The sequence below is a fragment of the Pararobbsia silviterrae genome (assembly GCF_003628125.1).
In the GTDB taxonomy this organism is placed as follows: Bacteria; Pseudomonadota; Gammaproteobacteria; order Burkholderiales; family Burkholderiaceae; genus Pararobbsia; species Pararobbsia silviterrae.
The window spans coordinates 349262-363050 of the sequence record NZ_RBZU01000002.1 but is presented as its reverse complement, the minus strand read 5'-3'; the positions used below and the strand labels follow the sequence as shown (position 1 = coordinate 363050).

The 13789-nt window shown below is 65.5% G+C and carries 13 protein-coding genes; 5 read left to right on the top strand and 8 right to left on the bottom strand.

Annotated features, from left to right (window positions below; translation table 11 throughout):
• Positions 1-5: 5 nt before the first annotated feature.
• The 5 genes from D7S86_RS06965 to hpaR form a co-directional block, all read right to left on the bottom strand.
• Positions 6-824: a DODA-type extradiol aromatic ring-opening family dioxygenase gene (locus tag D7S86_RS06965; RefSeq protein WP_121084881.1), complete on the bottom strand. Its 819-nt coding sequence runs from the start codon at positions 822-824 to the stop codon at positions 6-8.
• Positions 821-1147 carry an aromatic ring-opening dioxygenase subunit LigA gene (locus tag D7S86_RS06960; protein ID WP_121084879.1) on the bottom strand — a complete coding sequence of 109 codons (327 nt, stop codon included), beginning with the start codon at positions 1145-1147 and terminating at the stop codon, positions 821-823. The genes D7S86_RS06965 and D7S86_RS06960 overlap by 4 nt, the downstream gene beginning before the upstream one ends.
• Positions 1113-1952, bottom strand: coding sequence for a fumarylacetoacetate hydrolase family protein (locus D7S86_RS06955; RefSeq protein WP_121084877.1), 840 nt, complete (start codon positions 1950-1952; stop codon positions 1113-1115). The genes D7S86_RS06960 and D7S86_RS06955 overlap by 35 nt, the downstream gene beginning before the upstream one ends.
• Complete coding sequence (locus tag D7S86_RS06950) at positions 1949-2626, bottom strand: fumarylacetoacetate hydrolase family protein (RefSeq protein WP_121084876.1); 678 nt, start codon at positions 2624-2626, stop codon at positions 1949-1951. The genes D7S86_RS06955 and D7S86_RS06950 overlap by 4 nt, the downstream gene beginning before the upstream one ends.
• An 83-nt stretch (positions 2627-2709) precedes the next feature.
• The gene (gene hpaR / locus D7S86_RS06945) at positions 2710-3234 is read right to left on the bottom strand and encodes a homoprotocatechuate degradation operon regulator HpaR (protein WP_121084874.1); all 525 of its coding nucleotides are present in this window, start codon (positions 3232-3234) and stop codon (positions 2710-2712) included.
• 289 nt (positions 3235-3523) lie between these two features.
• Between hpaR and D7S86_RS06940 the strand changes: the two genes are divergently transcribed.
• The 5 genes from D7S86_RS06940 (at position 3524) to D7S86_RS06915 (ending at position 9728) form a co-directional block, all read left to right on the top strand.
• Positions 3524-4144, top strand: a complete 621-nt coding sequence (locus D7S86_RS06940) for a nuclear transport factor 2 family protein (RefSeq protein WP_121084872.1) — start codon at positions 3524-3526, stop codon at positions 4142-4144.
• 162 nt (positions 4145-4306) lie between these two features.
• Positions 4307-5650, top strand: coding sequence for an MFS transporter (locus tag D7S86_RS06935; protein WP_121084870.1), 1344 nt, complete (start codon positions 4307-4309; stop codon positions 5648-5650).
• Positions 5651-6144: 494 nt separating this feature from the next.
• Positions 6145-7137: an ABC transporter permease gene (locus D7S86_RS06925; protein WP_121085263.1), complete on the top strand. Its 993-nt coding sequence runs from the start codon at positions 6145-6147 to the stop codon at positions 7135-7137.
• Between the two features lie 19 nt (positions 7138-7156).
• The gene (locus tag D7S86_RS06920) at positions 7157-8191 is read left to right on the top strand and encodes a sugar ABC transporter substrate-binding protein (RefSeq protein ID WP_158601882.1); all 1035 of its coding nucleotides are present in this window, start codon (positions 7157-7159) and stop codon (positions 8189-8191) included.
• Entirely contained in the window at positions 8178-9728 is a 1551-nt protein-coding gene (locus D7S86_RS06915; RefSeq protein WP_158601881.1) for a sugar ABC transporter ATP-binding protein, read from the top strand. Before D7S86_RS06920 ends, D7S86_RS06915 begins: the two co-directional genes overlap by 14 nt.
• Before the next feature lie 6 nt (positions 9729-9734).
• Here D7S86_RS06915 and D7S86_RS06910 read toward each other — a convergent pair whose 3' ends face one another.
• From D7S86_RS06910 to D7S86_RS06900, 3 genes are read right to left on the bottom strand one after another with little or no spacing between them, the layout of a single operon-like run.
• Positions 9735-11075, bottom strand: a complete 1341-nt coding sequence (locus tag D7S86_RS06910; RefSeq protein ID WP_121084862.1) for an LLM class flavin-dependent oxidoreductase — start codon at positions 11073-11075, stop codon at positions 9735-9737.
• Between the two features lie 23 nt (positions 11076-11098).
• Entirely contained in the window at positions 11099-12913 is a 1815-nt protein-coding gene (locus D7S86_RS06905) for a dipeptide ABC transporter ATP-binding protein (protein WP_121084860.1), read from the bottom strand.
• On the bottom strand, positions 12913-13782 hold the full coding sequence (locus D7S86_RS06900) for an ABC transporter permease (protein ID WP_121084858.1): 870 nt from the start codon (positions 13780-13782) through the stop codon (positions 12913-12915). Before D7S86_RS06900 ends, D7S86_RS06905 begins: the two co-directional genes overlap by 1 nt.
• Positions 13783-13789: the final 7 nt, after the last annotated feature.

Sequence of the window (13789 nt, the reverse complement as noted above, 5' to 3'; positions counted from 1 at the left end):
GCTCCTCAGGCAATGTCCATGGTGGCGGTGAAACAGCCCGTCGCGAAGATCGGGATCGGCGTGTACGAGAGCACGGTGCCCTTGCCGCGCGCGGCCGCCGCGACGGCGATCAACGTCCGGATCTCGAATGCCCCCTGCCCGGCCTCGGCATAGACCGCCGTGTCGCGATAATCGAGCAGACGGTCCTTGTCGTTGTGCGACCACCGCGTCAGAAACTCGCGGTCCCAGGCTTCGTTGATCTTTCCCGAGTCCGGCGTCGCGGGCCAGTGCGAGATGCCGCCCGTGCCGACGAAGGCGATGCGCTCGGGCATCGCGTCGGCCGCGCGGCGAATCGCTTCGCCGAATGCCCAGGCGCGATGCAGGGGCGTCAACGGCGGTCCCTGGCAATTGATGTTGCCGGGAATGATCGCGAGATCGTCGCGCGGCGTCAGGAAATGCAGCGGCACGGCAATGCCGTGATCGAATTTCCATTCCTCGCAATAGGCCACATCGACGGTCTGCATGACCCCCTCGATCAGACGCGCCGACAGCGCGGCATGACCCGGCACGCGGCGGCGCGCGATCTTGAGGAATCGTTCGTCTTCGATCGGCCCTTCGTAGTGATCCGCCATGCCGAGCGCGAACGCCGGCATGTTGTTCATGAAGAAATTCGCGAAATGCTCGCCCGCCACGATCACCAGGGCGTCGGGCCGCGATGCTTCGAGGGCTTCGCGCATGCGGCCGTAGCTCGCGTAAAACGGATCGCGCAAGGCGGGATCGGCCAGTTCGGCGCGACTCGTGATGCCCGGCGAATGACTGCACACGCCCGCAAAAACCAGACTCATAGTCCCGCCACCTTTTCGTCGACGCGCGTCGTCATCGCATAGACCCCGGCGCGGACCGGGCCATAGCGGCGCACGCCCTCGCGCATCTGCTCGAGATAGTCGCTCCATCCGACCTCGCAGAGCGCCGCGAAGTGCATGAGCAACTGACAGTTGACGCCGAGCACGTACAACAAACCGATATCGCGACGCAGCAGCGCGGCGCGCTCTTCGTCGGTGAGATCGTAGCGTTCGAGCATGGCGCCCAGATCTTCGCGGGCCGTGCGCTGCAGCGCCGGCTCGCGATTGATGTCATAAAACACTTTCTGCAACTGATACAGACTCATTGCAGTCCCTCCGCGGCATGGCTGTGATCGTGTTGGCAAGACGGCCGATGCGTTCGATCTCCGTGACGACGCGATCCCCGGGCTTCAGATAGCGCACGCCCTTCGGCGTTCCCGTCAGGATCAGATCGCCGGGCGACAAGGTCATGAATTCCGACAGGTACGCGATCAGCGTCGGCACCGAGAAAATCATGTCGCGCGTATTGCCCGACTGCGCTTCCTCGCCGTTGACCGTGGTGCGCAACGCGAGCGACATCGGATCGGCGATATCGCTCGCGTCCACGAGCCACGGACCCAACGGCGTGCACGCGTCGCGGTTCTTCACGCGCAGATTCGGCCGGTAGTAATTCTCGAGATACTCGCGCAGCGCGTAGTCATTCGCGATCGTGTAGCCCGCGACATGGTCATAGGCGTGCGCCTCGCGGATATGCCTGCCGCCGCGACCGATGAGCACCGCGAGCTCACATTCGAAATGCATCTGCGCCACGTCGTCGGGACAGGCGCTGAAGCCTTCATGCCCGACAAAGGCGTCCGGTCCCTTGAGAAAAATCAGCGGACGCTCGGGCGGCTTGAATGCAAGCTCGGACGCATGATCCGCATAATTGAGGCCCAATGCGAACACGGTACGCGGCGTGACGGGCGGCAGCCACGCGACGTCCGCGAATCGCACGACCTGGCCGTCGGCGAGACGAAGCCGCGCGGCCGACGCCTCCGATCCGTCTGATGCGTCCGATACGTCCGCTCCATCCGATACGTCCACGATCGCCGAATGAATCCGGCCGCCATAGACCACGCGCGCGCGTTTCATTGGCGCCCTCCCTCGTGCTCGACGACGCATTCGAGGCGACCCACGCCGGGCGCCGTCGCCGCGACCCGGCTCCCCACGCGCACGCGCGACGCCGGCAGCGTCCCGATGCAGAGCAGCGCATCGCCGGCACGCAACGTCATGAACGACGAGATCGACGCGATCAGATGCGGCACGGACCACACGGCGTCATCAAGTCGAATCGACGACACGATCCGCGCGTCGACTTCGAGATCGATCGCGAGATCATCGGGCAACCCGCGATCCGTGAGCGGCGTCACGGCGGGGCCGATCGGCAGAAACCCGTCGCGACAGTGTTCGCGGATCGGCGGACGGAAATAATCGGCGCCGGATTCGGCGAGATGGATCGCAAGCGTCACGCCCGCGACATGGCGCATCGCGTGCTCCGCGCGCACCGCGTAGGCGTCTTCACCGATGACGATCGCCAGCGCCGCGCTGGCCTCGATCTCGCGCAGCGTCGCGGGCACGCGAACCTGCCCGCCGTGCGCGAGATACGTATTGCGCGGCTTGATGAACATGACCGGCGCGGACGGCGCCTTGCCATACGGAGGCCGCGCGAATGCATCGGCCTGCGCGGCGAGTTCGGCGCGCGCATTCAGCGCCACGCCGTAGACCGTTCCGTCGATCGGCACTCTGCCCGCTTGCGTCTCGTTCATCGCCGCTCCTTATTTATTTGATATGTTAAGTATTGGCGTGACGAGAACCATCGGGGTTGACCCTGAGGTCTTAAATTGCGTGTTCAGTCATCGGAAGCCGCCGTCGCGCCGGGGTCCAATGCGATGAGCCCATCGAGCATCCGATAGATCTCGCGCAGTTGCGGGCCGCCGATTTCCGTTTCGAGTTGCGCGTAGATTTCGGCCGACTCCTGGACCATCGCATCGAACAACGTGCGCCCCGCCTTCGACAGCGAGACGCGAGAACGCCGTTGATCGGCGGGGTCGGGGCTGCGTTCGACGAGTCCTCGGCCTTCGAGCAGCGGGATCGTGCGCGACAGACTCGCGGCCTGGATATACGAGCGCTCGGCGAGCGATTGCATATCGATGCCGTGTTGCTCGGCGAGCACGCGAAGGATCCGCCATTGCTGCTCGGTCACGTCATGCTCGCGCAAATGCGGACGAAAGCGCTGCATGACGGCATCGCGCGCGCGCATGAGCAGCATCGGCAACGAACGCTCGAACGAGCGTGAGGTCATCGGGGCAAACCCCGTGAGCGCGGTATCGGCCGCGTTGCGCTTGATGACGGATGTTTTCTTTGCGGATGGCATGAACAGCCTGGGCGATGCCCGATGTCGTTAAATTCGAGTGATCCAAGTGTAGCCGCAGTCGCCGCACGCTTGCGCGGCGCACGAAGCCGTGAACGTGGAGTAAACGAGCATTTCGCTCACTCCCGAATCACTTAACATATCAAATAATAACGCGATCCCATCGCAGACCGTCACATCGAAACGCGGATACGCATGCGGCACGCATCGGATACGGTGCGCCGATCGGCCATGTTCGCGCGATCGACACGCGACGGCACCGGTTCTTTAGATCATTCGCTAGGAGACATGCATGCAAGACGAACGGCTCGCCCGGCTGCTGGACCGCACCGACATCTTCGACCTCGTACGGCTCGAACGCCACGCGCGCGACGTCAAGGATTGGACCGGTCTGCAAAACAGCTTCCTGCCCGACGCCCCCGTGCGCACGACATGGTTCGACGGCACGGCCGCCGAGTTCGTCGAGGCATCGAAGAAGAAAATGGGCCGGACCGGCGCAATCATCAGTTCGCCCAAACATTGGATCATGCCGACGGTCTTGCAGATCGAAGGCGACCGTGCGCTCGTCGAGAGTCAGGCCTCGATCTTCGATCGCCTCACGCTCGACAGCGTCGAATTCGACATCTTCCAGTACTGCCGCTTCGTCTCGCGCGTCGTGCGAACCGGCGACGGCTGGAAGCTCGCCTCGTTCGAAGGGATCTATCAGCGCGATTACATGCGCAGCGTCAATCCGGCGGACCCGCTCCCGGTCGATTGGGATCTCGTGAAGACGCTGCGGCCGTCCTATCGATTTCTTGCGTACACGCAATTGCGCCGCGGCTATACGGTGAATCCGGAGCTGCTCGGCGACGATCGGCCCGACTTGCTCGAATCGTTCTATGCGGCGGAAAAGGCGTGGCTGCATCGGACCTAGCCGACGCCATACGCACCGCCCGACGCGGTGCGACACCCGGGGGTGCGAAACGCGTGCGCCGTCTTTGCCCTCACTTCACGGTCTGCGACGCGCGAGCGCCATCGACTCACGACATACACGACACGCACGCACCCTCTTATCCGTCACGCCAGGAGACACGCGATGACACGCACCATCGACATCAAGGCCTTGATCGACGAACGCAGGATTTCGGGTTTCCAGTGGCTGTTGGTCGTGCTCTGCTTTTTGATCGTCATGACCGACGGCATGGACGTCGCGATCATGGGCTTCGTGACGCCGTCGATTCTCAAGGCCTGGTCGATCTCGCGTCCCGCGTTCGGCGTCGTCATCAGCGCGGCGCCGCTCGGCCTCGTACTCGGCGCGTTGTTCGCCGGGCCTTCGTCGGATCGGTTCGGGCGCAAGATCGTGCTGATCGTGTCGGTGTTCGCGTTTGCCGTGCTCACGATCGCGGCGGCGTTCTCGACGACGCCGATCGAAATGGCCGTGCTGCGGCTGCTTGCGGGCACGGGCCTCGGCGCCGCGATGCCGAACACGACGACGCTGCTCTCCGAATACGCGCCTCAGCGACGTCGCGCGCTGATGATCACGATCATGTTCACGGGCTTCAATCTGGGCTCGGCGTTGATCGGTCTTGCCGCCGGGTACATGATCCCGCGCTTCGGCTGGCGGTCCGTGCTCATGCTCGGCGGCGCGATTCCGCTCGCACTGATCCCCGTGCTCGTGCTGTTGCTGCCTGAATCCGCGCGTTTTCTCGCCTTGCGCGGCGCATCGCCGGCCCGGATCGCCGCCACGCTCGGGCGCGTGCTCGGCGTGCACTACGAGGATACCGTGTCTTTCGTCTCGAGCGAGCCCGCGCTGGGCACGCAAAAACCGATCGGTGTGCTGTTCCTGCGCGGCTATGCGCGTATCACGCTCGCCTTATGGCTCACGAACGGCATGGGGCTGCTCGTGATCTACCTGCTGACCGGCTGGCTGCCGACGTTGATGGGCGATGCCGGCGTCAGCGTCGCGACGGCCGCCTACGTGACGTCGATGTTTCAGCTCGGCGGCACGATCGGCGCCGTCTGCGTCGGCTGGGTCATGGACCGCATCGCACGGCCCGGCATCGTGATCGGGCTCGTGTACCTCGCGGGCGCCGGCTGCATCCTGACGCTCGCGCACGCGGGCGCGCTGGCCTCGACGATCGCCTCGCTCGTGTTCGCCGCGGGCTTCTGCATGAGCGGCGCGCAAACGGGACTGCAGGCGTTTTCGCCGAGCTGCTACCCGACCGTCGCGCGTGCGACCGGCGTGAGCTGGATGCTCGCGATCGGACGCTTCGGCAGCATTTTCGGCTCGGCCATCGGCGGCGTGTTGCTCGGGATGGGCTGGGGTTTCTCGGCGATCCTGTCGTTGCTCGCGGCCCCGGCCGTATGCGCCGCGATCACGATCGCCGCCAACACGCGCGGCCGCGCACAGACGCCGGAGCCGCATACGATCGCGCATTGAGCGGCGCGCCGACGCGCAAAGCCGCTCGCGCCCCGACGATCATTCACACGGACGAGGCCCCGTATCGCGTCGACCTCGTCCGCATCTCGATCACGCCCGCCTCGGCATGCGAAGCGTCGCCGATTCGTATCCGATCGAGACACAATTCGATCGACGCACGGGTTTCGCCTCGCTTTCGCTCTGTCCCTTCATTCTCGTCCCCGCTCCCGCCCTCGCCGATCCATCTTCCGCGCCGCTCGCGCGCAACGCCCGCGACCCTCATTGCGATTGCGGGCTTTCAAACCGGTATCCCTTCATTTCACGATGCTTTTGATGTGATTCGGGTCAACCCTGAGATGCAATCCGTCATCGGTCAATGACGGAATCACATCAATTCCCGGGCGTTTTGACGCTCCCAAACCCGAACACTAGACTGCAGTCCGAACTACACAGCGCGCATGCCACACGCAGCGACAGCTCGCGTTTGCCATGCCGATCAAGGAGACACGATGGGCATGAAGCCTTTGGCCGCCGCCACCGAGACCCCGGCGCGCGGGCGCCGCAAACACTGGCTGGCGTCGCTTGCGGCGCGCCGCGAGGCGTCGGTCTTCTGCATGTTCATCCTCGTGTTCGTGGGTCTCGCGTTCGCGAGCGAATTCTTCTTTACGACTCGTAATCTGTTCAACGTCGGCCGGCAGATCTCGGTGACGGGCATCATCGCGCTCGGCGAATCGCTCGTGATCATCTCGGCGGGCATCGATTTGTCGGTCGGATCCGTCGTCGGCCTGGCCGCCGTGTTGTCGGCGATCGCGGCCAACGTGACCGGCAGTCCGCTGCTCGGCATCGTCGCCGCGCTCGGCACCGGGGCGATCGCCGGCGCGCTCAACGGCCTCTTCATCACGCTTGTGCGGATCAATCCGTTCATCACGACGCTCGGCATGTTGTCGATCTGCCGCGGCGCGGCGCTGCTGATCACGAGCGGCAGTCCGCAGCCGTTCGACAACTGGGCCGCATGGTTCGGCGCGGGTCATATCGGCAAGGTGCCGGTCCAGTTCGTGTTGCTTCTGCTGCTGTCGGTCGTGTTCTGGATCTTTGCGACACGCACGCGTTGGGGTCGCAACATCTATGCGGTCGGCGACAACGCGCGCGCCGCGCATCTCGCCGGTATCGACGTGCGCGCCACCCGGATGATCGTCTACACGATCGCCGGCACGCTCGCGGGACTCGGCGGCCTGCTGCTGACCGGCATGCTCGCGAACGCCAATCCGAACTTCGGCACGGGCTACGAGCTCGACGTCATCGCGGCCGCGATTCTCGGCGGCACGGCGCTCACGGGCGGCCGGGGTTCGGTGCCCGGCGTGCTCGTCGGCGCGGGGCTCATGGGCCTGCTGCGCAATGCATTCGTGCTGCTGGGCGTATCGGGGTACTGGCAGACGATCACGATCGGCCTTGTGGTGCTCGTCGCCGTCGGTGCCGACAGTTGGAAAAAGAGTCGCAATGAATTCTGACCAAACCACGGAGACAACGATGACCACGCTTTCCCGCCGTTCCTTGCGCATGTCGCGTTCGGGCACATCCCGCTTGAGCACGTCCCTTCGCGCGCTCGCGCTCGCCTTGTGCGCGACCGCCTTCGCCGCGCATGCCGACGTCCCGCTGCCGGCCGCCGCGAAAGCGCGCGGCGCAACGGTCGAAGCCAAGGGGCCGGCGCCCAAGCATTTGCGTATCGCCGTGCTGACCTATCAGGGCAGCTCGTTCTGGCAACAGATGGAAGACGGCACGCAGGCCGCGATCGCCTATCTGAAGCCCTTGAATACCGACGTCGTCGAAGTGCCGCTCGGCACGAATCTGAGCGCCGAAGTCTTCGACGCGGGGCTCGACGGCGTCATCGCCAAGCAGTTCAACGGCGCGATCGGCGTACCGATCTTCGACGGCACGGTGAGCAAGGTCAACGAGGCCGTCGATGGCGGCATTCCGTTCTACAGCGTGATCGCCGACTCGAACGCGCACTCGAAGCGCGGCGTCAGCATGGGCATGCAGGCCTACGACGCGGGCCATGCCGCGGGCGACTTTATCGCCAAGCAGATCGGCGGCGAAGGCAAGGTCGTCGTGATCACGGGCGTGCTGGGCGCCGCGCAGCACGATGCACGCATGAACGGCGCGATGGATCTTTGGAAGAAGTCGTATCCGAAGATCAAGATCATCGGCCCGTTCGAATCGAAGGACGATGCGGCGACCGTCTATTCGCAAGCCACGGATGCGATCAGCGGCAACCCCGACCTCAAGGTCATCTACGTGACCGCGAACGGCTCCGAGGCCGCCGCGAAGGCCGTCAAGGATGCGAAGGCCACCGGCCATATCGGCGTCGTCGGTTATGACGATCTGCCCGAGAAGGCGCAATACAAGCAGGACGGCGAAATCCTCGCGCTGCTCGATCAGGCGCCCTACCGGCAGGTCTTCGATGCGGTCGTCATGATGCACAACCAATTGGCGTTCGGCGCGAAGTATCCGTCCGACATCGTGATTCCGTCGCCGGTCGCCTATGGCAAATATGCGCACCATTGACGCCGCCGCGCCGTCGGCCGACGGCGCCATGCCCCCGCTGCTGTCGCTGCGCGGCATCCGCAAGGCGTACGGCGCCGCGACCGTGCTCGACGGCATCGATCTCGACTTCCGGCGCGGCGAAGTCGTCGGTCTGCTCGGCGAGAACGGCGCGGGCAAGAGCACGTTGATGAACATCGTGTCGGGCAGCGTCGCGGCCGACGACGGCAGCGTGATCTTCGACGGCCGGCAGCGCAACTGGTCGCATCCGCGCCAGGCGATGGAGGCCGGCATCGCGTTCGTGCATCAGGAACTGACGTCGATCGGCGCGATGACGGTTCGCGAGAATCTGTTTCTCGGCGACTACTGCGCGCGGCGTGCGTTCATCGATATCCGCGCGATGCGCGAAGGCGCGCGGCGTCTGCTCGATCAGGTCGGCGCCGCGCATATCGATCCCGATGCCGAGATGAGCACGCTGCGGATCGCGGATCAGCAGTCGGTCGAAATCGCCAAGGCGCTGCGCTCGGATCTCAAGGTGCTGCTGCTTGACGAACCGACCTCGTCGTTGACCGCGCACGAGGCGCAAGCGTTGTTCAAGCTCGTCGAGACGCTCAAGACGCGCGGCGTCTCGATCGTCTTCATCACGCACAAGCTCGAAGAAACGCTCGCGGTATGCGATCGCGTGATCGTGTTGCGCGACGGCCGGCTCATCAGCCATCGCGCGATCGCCGACACGAACCGATCGACGATGGTCGCCGAGATGGCGGGCCGTGAGATACGGCTCGACGTCGCGCGGCGCGCCGACGTACCCGCGGGGCGCGACGTACGGCTTCGCGTGCAGAACCTGAGCGCGGCGGGTTTGCTGCGCGGCGTCGATCTCGACGTTCGCGCGGGTGAAGTGCTGGGTCTGTTCGGACTCGTCGGCGCGGGCCGCACCGAATTGCTCGAAACTTTGTTCGGCGCGCGCGCGATCGATGCCGGCACGCTCGAACTCGATGGGCAGCCCTACACGCCGCGCTCGCCCGTGCGTGCGCTCGCGCACGGCGTCACCCTGCTGCCCGAGGGCCGCAAGGCGAACGGCATTCTGCCGAGTCAGTCGGTCGCGCAAAACATCACGGCGTCCGTGCTCAAGCCGTCGTCGCGCTTCGGCTTCCTCGACCGGCGCGCGTTGCGCCGCCATCTCGACGCCGGGCTCACGCAATGCCGCGTTCAGACGCACGACGTCGGGCAAGCGATCGAGGAGCTCAGTGGCGGCAATCAGCAAAAGGCGCTGCTGGCGCGCTGTCTCGCGGTCGGTCCGCGCGTGCTGCTGCTCGACGAACCGACGCACGGCATCGACGTCGGCGCGAAGGAACAGGTCTATCACCTGATCGAGCAGCTTGCGGCACAAGGCGTCGCCGTGCTGTTCGCCTCGTCGGATGTGCTCGAGATCATGCGGCTCGCGAACGGCGTGGTCGTGCTGTCGAACGGTCGCGTCGCCGAACGGTTCAGCGCGTCCGAGTTCGATCCCGTACGGATCGTCGGCGCGGCGTTTCGGTATCTCGAGCAGGCGCGGGGGTGATCGAACTCAACTCGCCACCGCGTACCGATTCTCCGGATACGGCAAACCGAGATGGTCGCGCAAGGTGCGGCCTTCATAGTCGCGGCGATAGAGGCCGCGCCGCTGCAGGATCGGCACGACGTGTTCGACGAATTCCGAAAACGCCGTCGGCGTGCCGCCACCCACGATAAAGCCGTCGGTCGCGCGCGACTCGAACCAACGCTGCAATTCGTCGGCCACGGTCTCGGGCGTACCGATGAAATGCGGTCTCGGCGCGGCCGCTTCGAGCGCGACCTGCCGCAGCGTCAGGCCGCGTTCGCGCGCCTTCGCCTTGATCTTGTCGGTGCCGCTCTTGAAACTGTTACTGCCGAGATCACCGATATCGGGGAACGGCGCATCGAGCGGATACTGACTGAAATCGTGATGCTCGAAGAAGCGGCCCAGATGGTCGATCGCGCTTTCGACGGTCAACAGCTTCAACGTGTCCTGATAGCGCTGCTCGGCTTCTTCGGCCGTGCGGCCGAGAATCACGCCGATGCCCTGAAACACGCGTAGATCGTCCTCGCTACGCCCGCCCTCGACGACCTGCCGCTTGAGATCCGCGTAGTACGCCTGCGCCTCGGCCAATGTATCGTGATGCGTGAACACCGCGTCGGCATGCCGCGCCGCGAGCTTCTTGCCGTCCTCCGACGCACCGGCTTGAAACAGGATCGGACGCCCCTGCGGCGTGCGTCCGACATTGAGCGGTCCCTCGACCGAGAAATACGTGCCCTTGTGATCGAGCGTATGGAGCTTGGCGGGATCGAAGAACACGCCGCTCTCGCGATCGCGCACGAAGGCATCCTCCTCCCACGAGTCCCAGAGCCCCTTCGTCACGTCGAGATATTCGCTCGCGATCCGATATCGCTCGGCATGCTCGGGATGATGGTCGCGCGAGAAGTTGCGCGCCGAGCCTTCGAGCGGCGACGTCACGACGTTCCACCCCGCGCGTCCGCGACTCAAGTGATCGAGACTCGCGAATTGACGCGCGACCGTGAACGGCTCGCTATACGACGTCGAGAGCGTGCCGACCAGGCCGAGCCGTTCGGTGACCGACGACAACGCCGACAGCAGCGTCAGCGGTTCGAAACGATTCAGGAAGTGCGGAACCGATTTCGCATTGATATGCAGACCGTCGGCAATAAACACGAAATCGAACTTGCCCGCCTCCGCGCGGCGCGCGACGTCCTTTGCGAAATCGGGATTGATGCTCGCGTCGATGACGGCATCCGGATGCCGCCAGCCCGCATGGTGACCGCCCGGACCGTGGATCGTCGCGCCGAAATGGATCTGCCGCGCGGCAGGCGTCGAAGACTTCGCTTGTGTCATGGTTTTAGCCTCGGTTCGATCAGTTATGCAAATGCGGCGCGCGGTGCGTGCGCCGACAGATTCGGCACGGTCTCGACCAATGAGGCCGTATACGGATGTTCAGGCGCGCGGAACACGCGATCGACGGGGCCGGTCTCGACGACGCGGCCATCACGCATCACGACAATCCGGTCCGCCACGTGATGGACGACGCCGAGATCGTGCGAGATGAACAGCATCGCCGTGCCGTGCTCGGCCTGCATCTGCGCGAGCAGATCGAGCACCTGCGCCTGAATCAAGACGTCGAGCGCGCTGACGGGCTCGTCGGCGACCAGCAACGCCGGGTTCGTGGCGAACGCGCGCGCGATCGCGACACGCTGACGCTGACCGCCCGACAGTTCACGCGGATACCGCGCATAGACCGACGCGTCGAGCCGGACTTCGTCGAGCAGATCGAGCACGCGTTTGCGGCGTGCGGCGTCATCCAGGCCGCCGAGTACGTCGAGTACGTCGACGCTCTCGCCGATGATCCGGCCGACCGTATAGCGCGGATCGAACGAGCTATAGGGATCCTGCGCGATCCATTGGATTCGCGCGCGATGAGGTCTGCGCGCGGCCTCCGTGAGCGCGCTCCATGGCCGCCCCTCGAAGCGCACCTCCCCTTGACTCGGTGCGACGAGTCCGAGCACGATGCGCGCGACCGTCGACTTGCCCGATCCCGACTCGCCGACAATGCCGAGCGTCTCGCCCTTCGCGAGCGTCAACGACACGGACTCGACCGCGGCCGGCGCATCGGGCCGCGCGTCATAGCGCTTCGAGATCGATTCGACCGACAAGACCTGCGCATCGGGCACGATGCGCTTGGGCGGCAGCGGAATGCGAGCACCGGCACCCGCGGTTGCGCCGGCGTTTGTGCTTACGCCAGCACCCGCACCCGCACCGGCCGTATTCGACGTCACGCTCGGCGTCGGCTCGGCGAGACGGAAACCGCGCGACGCAGGCACCGGAATCGCAGCGAGCAAACGCCGCGTATACGGATGCGCGGGCGCGCTCAGCACGGTGTCGACGGGTCCCTGTTCGACGACGCGGCCCGCGTGCATCACGAGCACGCGGTCGGCCAACTCGGTGACCACCGACAGATCGTGCGTGATCAGCAGCACGGCATCGCCCGCGTCGCAACGCGCACGCAATAGCGCGAGAATCTGCCGCTGAACGGAAACGTCGAGCGCCGTCGTCGGTTCATCGGCGATCAGCAGCGACGCGCCGCCCGCGATCGCAGTGCCGATCAGCACGCGCTGCCGCAGACCGCCCGAGAGTTGATGCGGATATTGCGGCAGGCGGCGCGCCGGATCGTCGATGCCGACCGCGCGCAGAATCTCGGGACTGCGCGTGCGGACCTCGCGGGACGACACGCCATGCAAGGCCTCGGCCAACAGATCGCGAACTCGCCAAAGCGGATCGAGCGAGACGAGCGCGTCCTGCAGCACGTAACCGACTTCGCGGCCGCGCATCGCACGCCAATCGCGCTCGCGAAAACGGCGCGCGTCCTTGCCGGCGATCTCGAAGCGGTCGGCCTGCCACACGGCATTCGGACCGTTCAGCCCGACGAGGCTGCGTGCGGTCACCGACTTGCCCGATCCCGACTCGCCGACGAGCGCGACGCATTCGCCCGCATACAGGCTCAGGTCGATCGCGCTGACGACGGGTGTCGTTTGACCGCGTCCGTGAGCGCGTCCGCGAAAACCGACCGTGAGGTTCTCGATATGGGCCACGCGCGTGCCGTGCGCACCGACGCGCGTGGAGCGCGGCCCGGTATCGTGCGCATCGAGCGTCGGCAAAAACCAGACATTCGTCGACATCAGCGCACCTCCCGGCCATCGAAATGCGCCTGCCAATAGGCGCCGAGCGCGTTCACGGCGATCACGGCCAGCGTGATCGCCAGACCCGGCCAGACCGAGATCCACCACGCGTCGTAGAGATAATTGCGGCCGTCGGCGAGCATGAGTCCCCATTCGGGATTCGGTGGCTGCGGCCCCATGCCGAGAAAGCTGAGTCCCGAGGTCCCGATGATGACCGTGCCCAAGCCCATCGTCGCAAGCACGGGCACCTGCGCGACCGCGTGCGGCAATACATGACGCCAGACGAGCCGCCAGGGCGCGAGACCAAGCGCCCGCGCCTGTTCGACGTATCCCGATTCCGACACGATGAACGTCTGCGCGCGCACGACGCGCGCGAAGTTCGGGATCGCCGCGATCCCGAGCGCGAGCATCAGGTTCGCGGCGCCCCGTCCCGTGAAGGCGATCAGTACCAGCGCCAGAAGCAGTTCGGGAAACGCCGAGACGACATCCAGCAAGCGCGTGATCAATTCATCGAGACCGCCGCGCGCGAGACCGGCGAGCAGGCCGAGCGCGGTCCCCGCCAGACTCGCGACCGCGATCGCCGCGACGCTGATCGACAGCGAATACCGCGCGCCATAGATCACGCGTGCCAACACGTCACGGCCGAGCTGATCGGTGCCGAGCCAATGCTCGGCGCTGCTGCCGAGCTCGGCTGACACCGGATCGGCCGCGAGCGGATCGTAATGCGTGAGCCACGCGGGAAACACGGCCGCGACGACGTTCAGAATCAAATAGGCCGCGGCGAGCGCGAGTCCCGGGTGACGCACGATCCACGCAGCGGCGCGCGCGCCTGCGCGCGGGTGAAGCGGCCATTCGATGGCACTCGACATGAGAACC